Origin of the sequence: Streptomyces sp. NPDC005706, assembly GCF_040631045.1 — a bacterium.
Classification (GTDB): Bacteria; Actinomycetota; Actinomycetes; order Streptomycetales; family Streptomycetaceae; genus Streptomyces.
In genome coordinates this window covers 1-17,461 of record NZ_JBEXYS010000016.1, presented here as the reverse complement: position 1 = coordinate 17,461, position 17,461 = coordinate 1, and the positions used below count along the sequence as shown (strand labels likewise).

The window sequence follows — 17,461 nt, the reverse complement described above, 5'->3', positions numbered from 1 at the left end:
CCCCGGCCGGGGACCTGTGCCCGGCTAGGGCCGGTACGGGTGGTATCCGGGGTACCGGGCCGGCGGCACGGGCGGGTTCCCGTACGGGACCGCCTGGTTGCCGTACGGGACCGCCTGGTTGCCGTACGGGACCGTCTGGTTTCCGTACGGCGCGGTCTGGTTCCCGTACGGGACCGCCTGGTTGCCGTACGGCGCCGGCGGATATCCGTACGGCACCGCCGGGTGCCCCTGCCCATACGCCCCCGGATGCCCGGCGGGCACGGCCGGACACCCGTACCGCGCCCAGTACGCCGAGGCCGCCGGCACCGGGGCCACGGTCCTGGCCGCGTGCTCCAGCGCCGGCCGGGCCACCTCCCGGCGCCGCCACAGCTCGGCGAGCAGCTCCCGCTCCCGCGCGGCGGAGTCGGCGCCGGCCCGTCCCCGCCGCCCCCGGTGCCGCAGGAAGGCCAGCGAGGTGGCGTACGCCTCGTACTGCGCGACCGCCCGCGCGGCGGGCCGCCCGCCCAAGTGGCGGCGGGCGTGGTCCCGGGCGGCGCGGCGCGCCCGCATCGACCCGAGGACGAACGGCTCGGCCGGCCCGAGCCATCCCGCGAACACATACGCAGGCAGTTCCTCCCGCACGGTCCGCAGCTCCCGCTGCCGGGTCCAGACCGCCAGCCAGGTCAGCAGCCCGAACGCGGGCACCATGAAGGCGGCGTAGACGGCGAGGAACCCGAACTGGCCGAACGTGGCGGAGCCGTTCCACAGGGCGTGCATGCTCATCGCCAGCAGCAGTCCGCCGAGCGGGACCAGCACGCGCCGGGCGGGCTGCCGTTCGGTCGAGAGCGCCGCGACGCCGAAGCCGATGCCGGTGAGCACGGTGAACAGGGGGTGCGCGAACGGGGACATCACGACGCGCACGAAGAAGGTGGCGGCGGTGACGGAGGCGATGCCGTGGCCGCCGCTGAGCTGGTCGGTCCCGAAGGCCGTGCCCAGGTAGAGGATGTTCTCGGTGAACGCGAAGCCGGTGGCGGTGACCCCGGCTATCACCACGCCGTCGACGATCCCGGTGAAGTCCCGTCTGCGGAAGAGGAAGACCAGCAGCACGGCCGCTGCCTTCGCCGACTCCTCCACGACGGGCGCTATCAGAGTGGCGCCCAGGGTGTCGGCGCCGGCGGGATCGGCGGTCGAGGTGGCTATCCACTTCGTCGCGAAACTGTTGGCGACGATCGCTATCAGCGCCGCCGCGCAGGCGCCCCAGGCGAACGCGAAGACCAGGTTCCGCCAGGGGCCGGGCTCGACCCGGTCCAGCCAGCGGAAGGCGGCGAGGAGCCAGGGCACGGGCAGCACGGCGAGCCCGAGACCGACCAGGAAGCCCGTGGTGCCGGTCTGCCGGCGCACCAGCGCCAGGATGACCAGGCCGGACAGCGCCAGCAGCGTGATCAGCGCCCCGTAGCGCACCCACCGGCGCTGCCACCAGTGCGGGTGCGTTCCGCTTCCGGGGCCGGGGGAGTAGCTCGGGTACGGAGGACTGATGGCCACGGCATCGACCCTAACGGTGACCGGGGAACGGGCTGGTGCTGGTGCTGGTGCTGGTGCTGGTGCTGGTCGGAAGGACAGGCCTAGCGATCCCGGTGCGGTACGCGGCGGAAGAGCAGATCGTTCACCACGTGTCCCTTCTCCAGCCCCTGTCCCTCGAAACGGGTCAGCGGCCGGAACCGCGGACGCGGCGCGAAACCGCCGTCCGCCCGGGTGTTCTCGAAGTCCGGGTGCGCGGTGAGCACCTCGAGCATCTGCTCGGCGTACGGCTCCCAGTCGGTCGCGCAGTGCACGACCGCACCCGGCCTCAGTCGGCTCGCGGCCAGCGTCAGGAACTCGGGCTGGATCAGCCGGCGCTTGTGGTGCCGCTTCTTGGGCCACGGGTCGGGGAAGTACACGCGCAGCCCGTCGAGCGAGTCGGGCGCGAGCATCTCCCGGAGCAGGATGATGGCGTCGCCGTTGGCCACCCGGACGTTGGACAGCCCGCTCTGGTCGGCGAGATTGAGCAGGTTGCCCTGGCCCGGGGTGTGCACGTCGACCGCGAGGATGTTGGTGCCGGGGTCCCCGGCCGCCATCCGCGCGGTGGCCTCACCCATCCCGAACCCGATCTCCAGCACGACGGGACCGGTGCCGCCGAACAGCTCGCCGAGGTCGATGACGCGCTGCCCGTCGATGTCCAGGCCCCACTTGGGCCACAGCCGCTGCAGCGCGTCGGCCTGCCCCGCCGTGACCCGGCTGCGCCGCGGCTGGAAACTCCGGATCCGCCGCTCGAAGTGCGATCCGGCCGGGTCGGCCCTGGGCCCGTCGGGGAACCGCGGCTCCCCCTTGGCCCGGCTGTGCCGCACGGACACACCGGGGACGTGCGAGGGCCGCGGCGCGGCGGCGGTCGCGGGCCGGGATGCTTCGGGGAGGTTCAGCGAGTCAGACACAGTGACACCGATTTTACGGCGGTGGCGCGATTTCCCGGGACGGCACCCGAAGCGGAGGCCGACGTCACAGCGCGCGGGTGTCACAGCGCACCGAGCATGTCCAGCGCCCGGCGTCCGATCTCCCGGCCGATCGGCAGCGAAGCGGTCGCCGCGGGGGACGGGGCGTTGAGCACGTGCACCGCCCGGCTCCCCTCCCGGATCAGGAAGTCGTCCACCAGCGTCCCGTCCCGCAGCACCGCCTGCGCCCGCACCCCGGCGGGGGCGCGCACCAGGTCCGCCTCCTCCACGGCCGGCAGCAGCCTGCGCACCGCCGTCAGGAACGCCCCCTTGGACACCGACCGCCGCAGCTCCCCGGCGCCGTACCGCCAGTGCCGCCGGGCCATCACCCACGAGCCGGGCCACGCCACCGTCCCGGCCAGTTCCCCGGGCCGTACGACACCCCACCCGTATCCCTCGCGGGCCAGGGCCGGGACCGCGTTCGGCCCGACGTGCACGCCGCCGTCGATCCCCCGGGTCAGATGCACCCCGAGGAACGGGAACGCCGGATCCGGCACCGGATACACCAGCCCGCGCACCAGCTCCGGCCGCGCCAACTCGTAGTACTCGCCGCGGAACGGCACGATCCGTACCCCGGGCTCGTCCCCGGTCAGCCGGGCCACCTCGTCGCAGTGCAGCCCGGCGCAGTTCACCAGCACCCGGCCCCGGACGACGTCCCCGGCCGCGGTCAGCACGGCCACGCCCCGCTCCGGGCGCCGGTCCACCCGGACCACCCGCGCGCCGTACCGGATCTCCGCCCCCGAGGCCCGCGCGAGCTGCCGGGCCACGCCCACGAAGTCGCACACCCCCGTCGTGCCGACGTGGATCGCGGCCAGCCCGCGCACCTCCGGCTCGTACTCACCGATCTGCGCGGCGCCCAGCTCGCGCACCTGTATGCCGTTCTCCCGGCCGCGCTGCACGAGCGCGTGCAGCCGGGGGAGCTCGTCCCGCTCGGTGGCGACGATCAGCTTCCCGGTGACGGCGTGCGCGATGCCGTACTCGGCGCAGAACTTCACCATCTCGGCCGCGCCGCGCACGGCGAACCGGGCCTTGAGCGAGCCCGGCCGGTAGTAGACGCCGCTGTGGATGACCCCGCTGTTGCGCCCCGTCTGGTGCCGGGCGGGCCCCGGCTCCTTCTCCAGCACGGTCACCCGCGTACCCGGCGCCGCACGCGTGATCGCGTAGGCCGTCGACAGGCCGACGATCCCGCCTCCGATCACCAGCACGTCGCAGTCGTACGCACCCTCACGCACCCGCACCACCTCCCGGCTCCGATAGTGCACTGCGCCACTGACAATGCCTTCAAACCCGGACCGGGGGTCCTATGCGGGAGCCACCAGCAGCGGCCGGGCCCGCTCCCGCAGCTCCACCACCCGCGGCTCGTCCCCGTACGGCTCCAGCCGGTGCAGCAGGTCCTTCACGTACTCGGTGGTGCGCGCGGAGGAGATCCGCCCGGCCACCTCGACGGCCCGCACCCCCTGCTCGCAGGCGGCGTCCAGATTGCCCGACTCCAGCTCGGCGACGGCCGACACCACGAGGCGCAGCCCGTGCGACCGCACGAACTCCTCCGTCGGCTTCGACAACGCCTGCTCGGTGAACCGCCGCACCTGGCGCGGCGCCTTCAGATCGCGGTAGCACTCCGCCGCGTCGGCGGCAAACCGGTCATAACCATAGAAACCAAGCCAAGAAGGGTCGTTGTCACCGTCCCTGGATCGCTCGAGCCAGCTCTCCGCCGCCTTCAGCGCCGCGCCGGCGGCCGGCGCGTCCCCCGCACGCGCGTGTGCCCGCGCCTCCACCAGCCGGAAGAAACTCATGGTGCGGGCGGTCGCCAGTCCCCTGTTGCGCTCCAGGGCCGCCTGCGCCAGGTCGACGCCCTCGTCGCCGAAACCCCGGTACGTCGCCTGCAGCGACATGGACGCCAGCACATACCCCCCGAGCGGGACGTCCGCCGCCGCGCGGGCGAGCCGCAGCGCCTGGATGTAGTACCGCTGGGCCGCCTCCTGCTGCCCGGTGTCGAAGGCCATCCAGCCGGCCAGCCGGGTCAGTTCGGCGGAGGCTCCGAACAGGGCACGGCCCACTTCGTCCGAGTACGAGCCGAGCAGCAGCGGCGCCGCCTCCACCCGCAGGCACTCCGGCACCATGGACGAACGCCAGTCGCCGCCTCCGTACTTGGAGTCCCAGCGCCTGGCGTCCTCGGCGGCCTCCCGCAGCTTCTGCACATCGCTGTGGCCGACTTTGATCGGTGCGCCGGAGCCCTCTGCGGAGTTCGCCTCCCGCGCGACCGAACTGTCGGCGGGGGTTATCAGCCACCGCGACGCGGGCGTCGCGTACGCGGTCACCGCGAACGATCCCGCGAGGGACTGCCAGATGCCGCCGGAGCCGGCCCGTCGTCCGGCCAGGTCGAGCCGGTACAGCTCGGTGGCCGACTTCACCGCCTGCCCCACGTCCCGGGGGAAGGCGAGACCCACTTCGGGTGCGGGATCCGCGTCCGCCAGGCCTATCTCGTGGAGCGGCACCGGGCGGCCGAGCTTCTGGCCGATGGCGGCCGCGATGAGGTGCGGCGCCGCGCCCTGCGGCACCATCCCCTTCGAGACCCAGCGCGCCACCGAGGTCTTGTCGTAGCGAAGCGTCAACCCGCGTTGGGCGCCAAGGTCGTTGACGCGTCGCGCGAGTCCCGCGTTGCTGATTCCCGCGAGGGCGAGAACGGTGCCGAGTTTGTCGTTCGGCCCGCGTTGCTCCCTGGACATGCGTCACCCCTCGACACAGACGGCTGCCGCGCTGGCATAACCGTGCGGCATTCGTAAACCCAGCGTAGTTCGCCGCATCCCAAGCGTTAAGGGGCATTGTTCCGGATGGCGGGATTGTGGTCCGTACGGGAGTACGGCCCTGTACGCACCGTGCACGGGGACTCGCGGCGTGCCCCCGCACGTGTGGCCGTGCGCCCGTCCGTGCGCTCTTCTCCGGCCATCCGGGGAGCGGTTCCATGGCTGTCGCGTGGGTCGGCCCGCTGTACTGGATCCAGTGGGCTGGGGGACACCGCCGCCTTCATCCCCGCGGGTGGCGGACCGGTCCGGGAGGCGAAGACCGCCTCCCGGACCGTGCGCGTGCCCGTGCCGGAGGGCCTTGCGCAGGCCTGTACGGAGCGTGCTCAAACCCGTGCGCCTGTCCCCGATTTGGCTGAAAATAGTCCCCGCTGCGGACGAGCGATTACCGCCCCCACCACGGGACTTGAGGGCGTGAAGGGCGTTTTCGGGGCGCATACAGGGGGCGCATTCGCGTCGCACCTACCGTGCCCACTTCTGCCATCCACTCCTGGCCGCCCGGGTGTTCACCCACCGGCCCGCAACCGATACTCTGCCGCTCCCTGCGGCCTCCGGCACCGGTTTCCCTCGATCGAAGGCGGCGTCACCTCGCCTCCGTGGCGCGTTCTTCATGGCAGCATGGGTCCCGGTTCGTACGGTGCACTGGTTGTCCACGCTGTGTGGAGGCGTCGATGCGGTGGTTGGTGGGTTGGAGCAGCACCGCCACTGGTGTCGCCCAGATCGGCTCCGCGGGCGCCACCGGATACGACGGCGAGACGCTGCGTCCGGTCGGCTCCCACCTCCTGTGGGGCGACCCCGACCCGCTGTGGGCGGTCGGCGACTGGCGTCCCGACGAGGTGCGCGTGGTGCACGCCGACGCGCAGAACCGCATCGCCGTCTTCGGCACCTGCGGCGCCGGCGACGAGGAACTGCGGCGCGGCCTGTTCACCGCGCGCGGGGGCGCGGTGCGCCATCTGACCGCCTGGCCGGGCAGCTACACGGCCGTCGTCCAGGTGGGCCGCCGCATCACCGTCTGCGGCGACCTCGCCGGCGCCCGCCCGGTCTTCCACACCCCCTGGGCCGGCGGCACGGCCTACGCCACCGCCGCGCTGCCGCTCGCCGACCTCATCGAGGCCAACCTCGACTTCGGCCACCTGGCGGCCCTGCTCGCCGCCCCCGACGTACCGGCCGCGCTGCGCGACACCACCCCGTACGAGGGCGTGCGGCGCGTCCCACCGGGGCACGCGCTCGTCCTGCGCGCCGGAGCACGCGAGATCGCCGGCTACGAGCCGGTCGCCTCCCTCGCGGTCGCCGCGCCCCCCGCCGACCCGGACCTCGCGGTGGACGCCGTACGGGACGCCCTCGTCGAGGCGGTGCGCGCGCGTCTGTCGGCACCCCGGCACGTGCCCGACCTCGACCCCGGGCCGGTGCCCGGCATGGGACCGGCCGAACGGCGGGCCGCGCGCGGGATGCCCGTGCCCGGCATCGGCGGCGACCTCTCCGGCGGGCCGGCCTCCGGCACCCTCGCCCTGCTGGCCGCCGGGCTGCCCGGCAGGCCCGGCACGCTGCTCGGCCACGGCACGGGCGCCGGGGAGCGGCTGCTCGCCGTCACCTTCAACGACCTGGCCGTGCGCGGCCGCGAGGCCGAGGTCGAGCGCGCGGGCGCTCTCGCGGCCAACCCGCGCCTGCACCACGTGGTGGTCACCGGCGGCGAGGAGAGCCTGCCGTACGCCGATCTCGACGGCCCCCTCACCGACGAGCCGGGCCCCTCGCTGGTGACGGCCGCCCGCCACCGCGCCCGCCTCGCCGCCGGCAGCGCCGACCACTTCACCGGACACGGCGCCCGCCAGGTCCTGGACGCCCACCCCGCCCGCCTCGCGGACCTCCTCCTGGACCGCAGACGGCGTCACCTGGTCCGGCCGGTCGCCGCGCTCGCCCGGGCCGACGGCTCGGTGATGGTCCCCGCGCGTGTGTACAGCGCCGCCCGCCGGCTGGCCCGTACCCCGTACCGGACGGGCCTGGAACTGCTCGCCGAGCGGCTGATGCGCCACCGCTTCGACGAGCCCAAGGGCGCGGTCGGCGCCTCCCTCGCCGGACTCACCTGGGCGAGACCCGGCCCGGCGGCCCGCTGGCTGACCGGGGAGGCACTGGCTGAAGTATCGGTTCTGCTGCAAGGGGAGGCGGACCGGTCCGCACTCGGCTCCGGCCAGCGCCCCGGCGACTACCGCGCGCGTGCCGCCCTCGCCCGCCACGCCGCCGACCTGCGCGTCCTGGAACAGGCCGCCGAGGTCCGCTCCCAGCGGCTGCACGCGCCCTTCCTCGACAACCAGGTCGTCCGCGCCTGCCGCGCCCTCCCCGAGGCCCTGCGCGTCCAGCCCGGCGCCCGCGCCGCCGTCCTGCGCCGCGTCCTGGAGGGCGCCGGAGTCACCGACCTCCCGCCCGGCTGGGGCGCCCCGTCCCACGCCTCCTCGGCGGCGGCCACCCGCGCCGGCCTGCGCCTCGCCGCCGACGACCTGATGGACCTCTTCGCGACACCCCTGCTGGCGGACGCGGGCCTGGTGGAAGCCCGGGTGATCCGCAAGGCCGTCCGCGCAGCCGCGACGGGCGAGCCCCTCCCCCTGGACGGCCTGGCCGACCTGACCGCCCTCGAACTCTGGCTCCGCCGCCTGCTGGCCCGCCGCGGCACCTGCTGGACCGGCACCCCGGCCCGCGCCCGAGCGGTCCCCTCCGGCATCCAACCCCGCAAGAACGCCCTCGCCTCCGGCGCCTGACGACTGCACCGGGCGCCGGCCCGGCAGCGGCCGAGGCGCTCGCGCAACCACGCCCGACCAGTGCCACTCCGTCACGGTTACCGGGCCCGCCCAGCATCGGCTGACGGGCACCCGAGCCCACGTAGCTGCGGGCATGCGTGCCGCCAGGGGCGGCACGGGTGGGCGCAGCGGCACCCCGCCAGCGCGGGTGCGCGACCCAACCCCCGGGTACCGGCGTCTCAGGGCGCCGAGCGGACACCGGCTCAGCAGGCCACCCCCGGGCACCGGCGTCTCAGGGCCCCCACCAAACACCGGCTCAGCGAGCCCCCCAAGCACAGACCAAGAACCAACAACACCGGCCCGGCAGAACCCCGCCGCCCCCCCCGCACCGACACGATCAACAGCTGAACCGCGCCTCCGCCCAGTCGGCAAGCGCGGCCCGCCCGAGCACCCCACCCTCCGGCGACACCGCCAGCCGTACGGTCTCCCGCCCGGTGAGATCGACATGCACGGGCACGGCCGCGTCCCGCCCTCCGACCACCCCGGACCGCCACACCGGAAGACCGTCGGCGTACACGGAGAACACGACCTTGCCGAGCCCGAGCGTCATGTCGTCGACGCCGACGCGCGCGTCATACGCGGTGCACCGGCGATTGAGGTCGACGATCACCGACGACCCCCCGTGCACGCTGACCCCACGCGCGTACCGCTTCCCGCCGACATACATCCCGTACCGCTGCCACACCCAGCTGCTCCCCCACAGCCGCATCTCCGGCGCGGCCCCGTCACCGTTGACGTCGTAACGCAGGCCGCTCCACTCGTAGACGACGGGAGCCGGCGGGGGAGCGGGAGCCGGACCGGGAGTGGCCGTCGGACTCGGAACGGGACTCGGCGCCGAGGTGGGCCGCGGAGCACCCGTCGGCTCCGGCGCGGGAGCGGGAGCCGAAGAGGCCGGCGCCGGGCTCGTCCGGGAGACCGGCACCACCGGCGGCGCGACGGGCGGCTTCCCAGTGGTGGTCGGCGAAGCGGGCGCCGAAGCGGGCGCCGACGGTGAGACCGACGGCCACGGTGTCCGCACGACGGGGGCGGACGGCGACGGCCCGGCCACCTCCTTCGCCGGACGGCCGTCGTTCACCAGGGCCAGCGCCACCGCGGCCGCGGCCACCGCGACCACACCGGCCGCGATCCCGGCCTTCACCGGCGCCCCGAGCCCCTCGACGGCCGCCGCCCCGCCCGCACCCGAACCCGCGGAGGACCCGCCGGCCGCGGCGGCCCCCACGGCGCCCGCTCCGGCGCCCCCGGCGATGATCCCGAGGACCTTCCCGTACCCGGCGGCCCCGAACCAGCCGATGACCGCGACCGGCACCACCGCCGGGATACCGCCCGCGACCTCCTCGATCTGCGCGGCCGCAAGCCGGCACCTGGCGCACTCCTCCAGGTGCTTGCGCAGCCCCCGCTCGGCGCGCAGCCGCAGCTTGCGCCGGGCATAGGTGCCGAGCTGGTCGGCGTAACGGGCGCACCCCCCGTCACCGGTCAGCGCCGCGCTGACATGGGCCTGCAGATAGGCCTGCTTCAGCCCCTCCCGGGCCCGGCTCGCCAGCACCCGGGTGCCGTTGGCGTCCAGCCCGAACAGCACGGCCACCTCACTGGGCGACTCGTCCTCCACCTCGGTGTGCCACAGCACCGCCTGCCAGCGCTCGGGCAGCGAGCGGAACGCACGCAGCGCCATGGACCGCTCGGCCTCGTGCAGCGCCCGCACATCGGCGCCCACGTCCACCGCGTCGTCACCGGCCCCCTCGACGGGCCGCGCGGCCTGCTGGGCGAACAGGGCGAAGTCGTCCACGAGTTGCTCACGCCGTGCGGACCTGGCCCAGTGCGCGGCCACGCGCCGCACCGAGGTCAGCAGATAGGCGCGCACGGCGTACTCGGGCCCCGCGCCGCCCCGTACCGCCTGCAGCATCCCGGCGAAGACCTCGGCGGTGAGGTCGTCCGCGGTGTGCGCGTCACGGCAGCAGGTACGGGCGTAGCGCCGCACGGCGTCCGCGTGCCGCCGGTACAGCTCCTCGTAGGCCAGGTCGTCGCCCGCGCGCATCCGGTGGATCAGCTCGCCGTCCGCGGGCGGCGTCCGGCGCGGCGAGGGTGCCCTGCCGTCCCGCTGGGCGGGCACGCCCGCCTCGGCGGGCGCCCCGGCCGGGCCGCCCTGCTTCGGCACCTGCGGCGAGGTCAGCCCACCGGCCTCGGCGGCACCGTCATCACGCGACTCGTCCCACCCGTCAACGCCCATCGCGCAAAGCCCCCGAAACCGGCAAAGCCCAACCCGTCACCGGCTCAGGGTGCCACAGCACCGATCTCCGCAGTACCAGGCGTCACCCGAACGAGAAATTCGGCCGGGCAGCGCCCAGTTGGCGCCGGACCGGCCGTGACCGCGCACACCGCGCGGGCCACCCGCACCGCCCGGCCGCCATGGCGCACGGGTGGTGCGGGTGTGTGAAGACCCCGCCGTAGCGGAGCCGGGGCGGCGGGCTGCCGCCGCCGCTACGCCGGCCGGGACCGGAGCCCCTCCAGCAGGATGTCCAGCAACCGCGCCGAAGCCGCGGCCTGCTGCGCCGCGTCCGGCAGCGAGGGCGCCGCCGTGGCGATCACGAGCAGCACGTCGGCCACGGACACGTCCGTCCGCAGCTCCCCCGCTTCCCGGGCCCGCGCCACCAACTGCCCGACGACCTCGAGCAGCGCGCCGACCCCGGCGTCGTCGGCCACGGCCGGGGACCCGTCCTCCGGCACCAGCCGCAGCTCACCGGCGCCCGGCTGCACCCGCTGCTGCGGCACCCGGGGCTCATCGCCCGAGCCGCCCGAACCCACCGGACCGCTCGCACCGGCCCTGCCCACCAGTCCGACAGGGCCGCCCGACTCGCCCGGACCGCCGGAGCCGACCCGCAGCACCTGCGGCGGCAGCAGCCGCCCCGCCCCCGACGCCACGGACGTCCGCAGGAAGCGGGACAGCGCCGACCACGGCTCGTCCTCCTGCCCGAGCGCGGTCCGCGCCTGCTCGGTGAGCCGCGCGGTCTCCTCCTCGGCTATCCGCCGGACCAGCACGTCCTTGCTCGGGAAGCGCCGGTACACCGTGCCGACCCCGACCCGCGCCCGCCGTGCCACGTCCTCCATCGGCGCGCCGTACCCCAGCTCGCCGAACACCTCACGCGCCGCACGCAGCACGTGCTCCAGATTGCGCTGTGCGTCCACCCGCAGCGGCGTCGTACGCGCCGAGTCCGCGCGCCCGTTGTCCGCCGCCGCGCTCACCGCCGCGCCGCCCGAGGTGAGGGTGGCTGCCGACGACCAATGAGTGCCCTGAACATGCATGTGTTTCCCCCGGTAAATGACGTCTCCCCCCGGAGACTCCCCGCCACTGAATCCGGAGTGCGCGGACCTGGCATCGGTCCCGAGCGGGACCGCTTTCACGGACCCGTCGACCACATCCCCTACACCCCGTCGACACACGAACATAGTTGAGAGACAGTCAATTCAGAAGGGGCAGGTTCCGCACAGTGCGCCCCTCGATCGGAGTACGGGTCAGTTACGCCCCGATAACGAACCTTCGCCCCCTCTAGCCCGCCCCTGCTGACCTGCCCGCTTTCTCCCCCTGCCGGCAGCGCGCGCCGACGCGCGCACATCCGCTCGCCGGTCACACAAATTGCCGGGGCTGTGGACAAACAAGAGCGCCGGGTGCGTCATGGGATGGTGAAGGAACGTGCGCGCATTCTGGTTGTCGGCGGCGGCTACGTCGGGATGTACACGGCCCTGCGCCTGCAGCGGAGGCTGAAGCAGGAGCTCAGGCGGGGGGAGGCCGACATCACCGTCGTCACTCCCGACCCCTACATGACGTACCAGCCGTTCCTCCCCGAGGCGGCCGCGGGCTCCATCTCACCCCGCCATGTCGTCGTACCGCTGCGCCGCGTCCTGGACCAGTGCCACATCGTCGTCGGCGAGGTCACCTCCATCGACCACGCGGTGCGCACCGCCGCCGTCGCCACCCTCGCCACCGCCGAGGAGGGCAGGACCGCCGAACTCATCGGCTACGACGAACTCGTCCTCGCCCCAGGCTCGGTGGCCCGCACCCTGCCCATCCCCGGCCTCGCCGAGTACGGCATCGGCTTCCGGACCGTCGAAGAGGCCATCGGGCTGCGCAACCACGTCATCGAGCAGATGGACATCGCCTCCTCCACCCGCGACCCGGCGGTCCGCGACGCGGCCCTCACCTTCGTCGTCGTCGGCGGCGGCTACGCCGGGGTCGAGGCGCTCGGCGAACTCCAGGACATGGCCCGCTACACCGCGCGGTACTACCACAACGTCCGCCCCGAGGACATGAAGTGGATCCTCGTCGAGGCCTCCGACCGCATCCTGCCGGAGGTGGGCGAGGAGATGGGCCGCTACACCGTCACCCAGCTGCGCCGCCGCAACATCCAGGTCCTGCTGAACACCCGCCTGGACTCCTGCGCCGACCGTGTCGCCGTGCTCAGCGACGGCCAGCGCTTCCCGACCCGCACGCTCGTGTGGACGGCCGGCGTCAAGCCGCACCCGCTGCTCGCCGCCACCGACCTGCCCCTCGACGCGCGCGGCCGCCTGAAGTGCACCGCCGAGCTGTCCGTCGACGGCACCCCGCACGCATGGGCCGCCGGCGACGCCGCTGCCGTCCCCGACGTCACCGCCGAACCCGGCACCAACACGGCGCCCAACGCCCAGCACGCCGTCCGCCAGGCCAGGGTCCTCGGCGACAACATCGCCCACGCGCTGCGCGGCGAGCCCCTGGAGACGTACGCGCACAAGTACGTCGGCTCAGTGGCCTCCCTCGGCCTGCACAAGGGCGTCGCCCAGATCTACGGGCGCAAGCTGAAGGGCTACCCTGCCTGGTTCATGCACCGCGTCTACCACCTCAGTAGGGTGCCCACCTTCAACCGCAAGGCCCGGGTCCTGGCGGAGTGGACCCTCGCCGGGCTCTTCAAACGGGAGATCGTCTCGCTGGGTTCACTCGAACACCCCCGAGCGGAGTTCGAACTCGCGGCCGGTGGAAAGCCTCCTCACAGCCCCTCCGACGACCCGAAGGGGTCGTCCTGACCGGACCCGGGAACTCCACGGCCCGCCCCGGCGTCTGACGAATATCGCCGCGGACGGCCACCTGCCAGACTGCCCCACGTCCTCGGACGGGCACCTGCCCGCCCTCAGCACCCACGAGGCTTTCCCCACTGTGAACTTCACGCGTTGGAGCGCCCGGCTCCCCGGAACGCAGCGCCGCGCCGCCGCGCGGACCGACACCGCGGTCTCCCCGGACCGCCGGGGGGAAGGCTCCGTGCCCATGGCCCGCGCCGGACAGCCGGCCGACGGAACCCTGCCGGTACCCGCCGTCGACGAACTGCCCGCGCGCGAAGTCCTGGACCGCGTCCCGGCCCTCGTCGCCCTCGTCCACGGCCCCGACCACCGCATCGCCTACGTCAACGACGCCTACACCTCGGCCTTCGGCCCGCGGCCCCCGGGCGCCCCCGCCCGCGAAGCACTCCCGGAACTCGCCGAACTCGGCCTGCTCCCGCTCCTCGACCAGGTACTGCGCAGCGGCAGACCCCGCACGCTGAAGTCCCGCAAGGCCGTCGACGGCCGCTCGTACACGTTCACCTGCACCCCGGTCGCCGAGGACGGCGACCGTGACGCCGGCGTACTCGTCTTCGCCACCGACGTCACCGACCACGCCGAGGCCGCCGAACGCCTGCGCGCCAGCGAGCGGCGCCAGCGCGAGACCGCCGTCACCCTGCAGCGCTCTCTCCTCCCGCAGGAACTCGAACAACCCGACGACCTGCGCATCGCCGCCACCTACCAGCCCGGCGGCACCGAGGCCGCCGTGGGCGGCGACTGGTACGACGTGATCACCCTCGGCGGCGGCCGCACGGCCCTGGTGATCGGCGACGTCATGGGCAGAGGCGTGCGGGCGGCCGCGGTCATGGGCCAGCTCCGCACGGCCGTCCGGGCCTACGCCCGCCTCGACCTCCCCCCGCACGAGGTACTCCAGCTCCTCGACGGCCTCGCCGCCGAGATCGACGCCAACCAGATCGCCACCTGCGTCTACGCCGTCCACGACCCCAACGAGGGCCGCCTGGTGTACGCCTCCGCAGGCCATCTGCCGATCCTGGTCCGCGACGAGAGCGGCACGGTGCTGCGCGCCGACGAGCCCACCGGCCCGCCGCTCGGCACCGGCGGCTGGATGCACGCCTCCGGCTCGATCGCACTGGGCCCCGGCTCCACGGCGGTTCTCTACACCGACGGCCTGGTCGAGCGCCGCAACGAGGACCTCGACGAGGGCATCGCGTCCCTGGAACGCGCCCTGTCCGGTGCGACCGGCACCCCCCAGGTCGTCTGCGACCGCCTGGTCCGCTCGGCCGGCGTCACCGCCGACCACGACGACGACGTGGCGGTCCTCGTCCTCCAGCACCCCGCCCGCAAGGGCCCCGAGGGCGACCTCTTCCGCAACGCGGCCCTGGAACTCCTCGGCGGCGTGGAAGCGGCCCCCCGGGCCAGGGCGTTCGCCTCGGGTGTCCTGACCAGCTGGCGCTTCCCCGCCGAACTGCACGACCTGGGCGTCCTCGCCACCAGCGAGCTCGTCGCCAACAGCCTCCAGCACGGCACACCCCCGATGCGGCTGCGGCTGCGGCGCACCGACCGCCGCCTGATCATCGAGGTCACCGACGGCGACGACCACCTCCCGCGCCGCCGCCAGGCGGAACCGGCCGACGAATCGGGCCGGGGAATCGCCATCGTGGCCACCATCGCCTCCGCCTGGGGCTCGAGAAGAACCCCGGGCGGAGGCAAGGCCGTCTGGTGCGAGTTCCTGCTCCCGAAGAGCTAGGCCCCACACAGCGACAGACAGCCGCGATGGGAGCCCCGGTTCGAGCGGCGCCGACAGCGGGGAGGCCCCCCGAGAGCGCGGGGAAGCGAAGCCGGCCCCCGGCCCGCACGAGCACCGGGTGCCTACGCCTGCGCGGCAACCGGCTCCGCAGCCGCACCCCGGGCTACCACTCGACTCGTCGCGGCGGCCCAGGGCTGATCCTGCGCGACAGTCAGCCCACGCCCCAGCCGCAACGCCAGCACCGTGATCCCCAGCGAGAACAGCAGGAACGTCACGACGTACGGCGCGTGCAGCGAGGCACCGAGAGGCCCGCCCACCGCCGGCCCGACAGCCAGCGCCAACTGCTTGACGAGGGCGAACGCCGAGTTGTACTGCCCGGCCATCCCCTCCGGTGCCAGATCCGCGACCAGCGGGGCGACCGTCGGCGACAGCATCGCCTCACCCAGACCGAACAGCGCGTACGTGGACACGAACGCGGCCGTGGCCATCACCTGGCTGCCGTGCCCGAGCCCCGCGTACCCCGCCGCGAGCCAGGCCACGGCCCAGATCAGCCCCACACCGGCGATCACCCGCGACCGCCGGCGCCGCTCGACGAACTTCAGCACGGCGAACTGCGCGACGACGATCATCAGCGTGTTCGCGGCCAGCGCCGTACCGAGCGCCGAGGTCGATATCCCCGCGGCCTCCACGCCGTAGGCGCTCAGCCCCGACTCGAACTGCCCGTAGCAGGCGAAGAACAGCACGAAGCCCAGGACACACAGCTGGACCATCGCCCGGTTACCGAGCAGCCGCTTCCAGCTTCCCCTCGCCCCACCGGACGGAGCGTCGGCGATACGCGGCGAGTGCGGCATCCGCACCGTCGCCATCACCGCGACCAGCAGCAGGAACATCGCCGCCTCGATCGCGAACAGCACAGTGAAGGAGGAGACCCGGGTGGTGTCGACGAGATGGCCGCCTATCAGGCCACCGACGCCCAGCCCCAGGTTCTGCAGGAAGAACTGCATCGCGAACGCCCGAGACCGGGTCTCAGCCGTGGAGCAGTCCACGATCATCGTCGCCAGGGCCGGCTGCATCACGGCCTGCCCGGCGCCGAGCGCCGCGGCGGACAGCAGTACGGCGCCGGCGTTGCCCGCGAGCCCCAGGCTCAGCGCACCCAGCGCGGCGGTGACCAGGGCTGCGAGCAGAACCGGCAGCGGACCGCGGCGAACGATCGCCCGGCCGGCGAACGGCAGCACGATCAGCGCGGCCACGGCGAAGACGGCGAGCACGAGACCCGCCGTCATGGCCCCGAGACCCCGTACCTGCGCCACATAGACGTACAGGTAGGGGACCGTGAAGCCGAGCCCGAATGCGCTGAGTGCGTTGCCCACGTGGATCCGGCGCATCGCTGCGCCCATCGCCCTGGTCACGTTCACCTCTCTCACTAGTTAGGAGTGAAGACTTCAAAGCTAAAGTTCGAAGCTAAAGAGTACACAGTCAAGGACTTCAAGGCAAAGGGACGTCGTGCCATACTGCGGCCATGGCCGACACGCCCGGCGTCACGGAGCCGACCCTCGAAGAACAGATCGCCGCCTACCAGCGCGAGTTCCAGGACCTCGACCCCCAGGTCGAGAAGATCGTGTCGGCGCTGTCCAGGCTGAACCGCCGTATGAACGTCGCGTACGGCCGCCAGACCGCCGACCTCGGCATCAGCAACGCCGAGTGGGAGGTCCTCAAGGCCCTCGTCCTCTCCGGCGCCCCGTACCGCCTGGGACCCAGCGAACTCGCCAAGCGGCTCGGCCTCACGCCGGCCGCGATGACCCACCGGATCGACCGCATGGTGACGGAGGGCCTGGTCACCCGTGAGCGTGACGAGACCAATCGCGTCCGGGTGATCGTGGAGCTGACTCCCGAGGGCCGCGAGAAGTGGCTGGAGGCGATGCGCCTCGCCACCGTCTTCGAGGAGGAGCTGCTCCAGGACCTCAGCCCCGCCGAGCGCATGGTGCTCGGGGAGGTCCTGACCAGGCTCCTGCGCCGGGTGGAGCACGCCCAGCCGGACGCCGGTGGCCGGCTCACCGACCTGGACTGAGCCCCCACAAAAGTTCTTGACAGGGTTGCTTGACACCCCCCTGTCAGGTCCGTACAGTTCTTCGGGTTGCCGCAGAGCCGTAACGGTTCCTCGACGACACTCCCGCCGCCTCGAGCGGCACCTCACTCCACCAGCACGATCTCCCTACGGGATTGATTTCGGCATGCCTGAATTCAATTCGAATAGGGGCTCGACGGCCCGATTGGGAATCGCCGAGCGGATCCGCTAAGGTTTGAGACGTCGGAACGGCCCAACGGCCGGGAAGGCAAGCCCCGCTGACTGGGGGTCAGACGCCGAAAGGATCTGATAGAGTCGGAACCGCCGGAAAGGGAAACGCGAGAGCGGGAACCTGGAAAGCACCGAGGAAATCGGGTCGAGAAAGATCTGATAGAGTCGGAAACGCAAGACCGAAGGGAAGCGCCCGGAGGAAAGCCCGAGAGGGTGAGTACAAAGGAAGCGACCGTTCCTTGAGA

11 protein-coding genes are annotated in these 17,461 nt (G+C 73.4%); 4 read left to right on the top strand and 7 right to left on the bottom strand.

The window, feature by feature from the left end:
• Window positions 1–24: 24 nt before the first annotated feature.
• The 4 genes from ABZ478_RS24100 to ABZ478_RS24085 all read right to left on the bottom strand — a co-directional run bounded on the left by ABZ478_RS24100 (window position 25) and on the right by ABZ478_RS24085 (window position 5,230).
• A complete protein-coding gene (locus tag ABZ478_RS24100) occupies window positions 25–1,521 on the bottom strand; it encodes a PrsW family glutamic-type intramembrane protease (RefSeq protein ID WP_359552625.1) in 1,497 nt (498 codons plus the stop codon).
• 80 nt (window positions 1,522–1,601) lie between these two features.
• A complete protein-coding gene (trmB, locus tag ABZ478_RS24095) occupies window positions 1,602–2,447 on the bottom strand; it encodes a tRNA (guanosine(46)-N7)-methyltransferase TrmB (protein WP_359552623.1) in 846 nt (281 codons plus the stop codon).
• An 80-nt stretch (window positions 2,448–2,527) separates the two neighbouring features.
• Window positions 2,528–3,745 carry an L-2-hydroxyglutarate oxidase gene (lhgO, locus tag ABZ478_RS24090; RefSeq protein ID WP_359552621.1) on the bottom strand — a complete coding sequence of 406 codons (1,218 nt, stop codon included), beginning with the start codon at window positions 3,743–3,745 and terminating at the stop codon, window positions 2,528–2,530.
• A 60-nt stretch (window positions 3,746–3,805) separates the two neighbouring features.
• The gene (locus tag ABZ478_RS24085; RefSeq protein ID WP_358940023.1) at window positions 3,806–5,230 is read right to left on the bottom strand and encodes an MFS transporter; all 1,425 of its coding nucleotides are present in this window, start codon (window positions 5,228–5,230) and stop codon (window positions 3,806–3,808) included.
• A 746-nt stretch (window positions 5,231–5,976) separates the two neighbouring features.
• On the opposite strand from ABZ478_RS24085, the gene ABZ478_RS24080 reads away from it, so the two are divergent.
• Window positions 5,977–8,055, top strand: coding sequence for an asparagine synthase-related protein (locus ABZ478_RS24080; RefSeq protein ID WP_359552619.1), 2,079 nt, complete (start codon window positions 5,977–5,979; stop codon window positions 8,053–8,055).
• 376 nt (window positions 8,056–8,431) lie between these two features.
• On the opposite strand, the gene ABZ478_RS24075 is transcribed toward ABZ478_RS24080, so the two are convergent.
• Together ABZ478_RS24075 and ABZ478_RS24070 are read right to left on the bottom strand one after the other, a co-directional pair.
• Window positions 8,432–10,318 carry a sigma-70 family RNA polymerase sigma factor gene (locus ABZ478_RS24075; protein WP_359552617.1) on the bottom strand — a complete coding sequence of 629 codons (1,887 nt, stop codon included), beginning with the start codon at window positions 10,316–10,318 and terminating at the stop codon, window positions 8,432–8,434.
• A 251-nt stretch (window positions 10,319–10,569) separates the two neighbouring features.
• On the bottom strand, window positions 10,570–11,391 hold the full coding sequence (locus ABZ478_RS24070; RefSeq protein ID WP_359552615.1) for a helix-turn-helix domain-containing protein: 822 nt from the start codon (window positions 11,389–11,391) through the stop codon (window positions 10,570–10,572).
• 375 nt (window positions 11,392–11,766) lie between these two features.
• Between ABZ478_RS24070 and ABZ478_RS24065 the strand changes: the two genes are divergently transcribed.
• Together ABZ478_RS24065 and ABZ478_RS24060 are read left to right on the top strand one after the other, a co-directional pair.
• The gene (locus ABZ478_RS24065; RefSeq protein ID WP_359552613.1) at window positions 11,767–13,143 is read left to right on the top strand and encodes an FAD-dependent oxidoreductase; all 1,377 of its coding nucleotides are present in this window, start codon (window positions 11,767–11,769) and stop codon (window positions 13,141–13,143) included.
• Window positions 13,144–13,273: 130 nt separating this feature from the next.
• The gene (locus ABZ478_RS24060) at window positions 13,274–14,920 is read left to right on the top strand and encodes a SpoIIE family protein phosphatase (RefSeq protein WP_359552611.1); all 1,647 of its coding nucleotides are present in this window, start codon (window positions 13,274–13,276) and stop codon (window positions 14,918–14,920) included.
• 122 nt (window positions 14,921–15,042) lie between these two features.
• On the opposite strand, the gene ABZ478_RS24055 is transcribed toward ABZ478_RS24060, so the two are convergent.
• On the bottom strand, window positions 15,043–16,305 hold the full coding sequence (locus ABZ478_RS24055; protein WP_359552839.1) for an MFS transporter: 1,263 nt from the start codon (window positions 16,303–16,305) through the stop codon (window positions 15,043–15,045).
• Between the two features lie 134 nt (window positions 16,306–16,439).
• On the opposite strand from ABZ478_RS24055, the gene ABZ478_RS24050 reads away from it, so the two are divergent.
• Window positions 16,440–16,988 carry a MarR family transcriptional regulator gene (locus ABZ478_RS24050; protein ID WP_358940029.1) on the top strand — a complete coding sequence of 183 codons (549 nt, stop codon included), beginning with the start codon at window positions 16,440–16,442 and terminating at the stop codon, window positions 16,986–16,988.
• The last annotated feature ends 473 nt before the right edge of the window (window positions 16,989–17,461 follow it).

Coding starts and splice junctions, on each gene's coding strand:
- ABZ478_RS24085 (WP_358940023.1), bottom strand. CDS start 5,230: ATGTCCAGGGAGCAACGCGGGCCGAACGACAAACTCGGCACCGTTCTC.
- ABZ478_RS24075 (WP_359552617.1), bottom strand. CDS start 10,318: ATGGGCGTTGACGGGTGGGACGAGTCGCGTGATGACGGTGCCGCCGAG.
- ABZ478_RS24070 (WP_359552615.1), bottom strand. CDS start 11,391: ATGCATGTTCAGGGCACTCATTGGTCGTCGGCAGCCACCCTCACCTCG.
- ABZ478_RS24050 (WP_358940029.1), top strand. CDS start 16,440: ATGGCCGACACGCCCGGCGTCACGGAGCCGACCCTCGAAGAACAGATC.
- ABZ478_RS24065 (WP_359552613.1), top strand. CDS start 11,767: ATGGTGAAGGAACGTGCGCGCATTCTGGTTGTCGGCGGCGGCTACGTC.
- ABZ478_RS24080 (WP_359552619.1), top strand. CDS start 5,977: ATGCGGTGGTTGGTGGGTTGGAGCAGCACCGCCACTGGTGTCGCCCAG.
- ABZ478_RS24055 (WP_359552839.1), bottom strand. CDS start 16,305: ATGCGCCGGATCCACGTGGGCAACGCACTCAGCGCATTCGGGCTCGGC.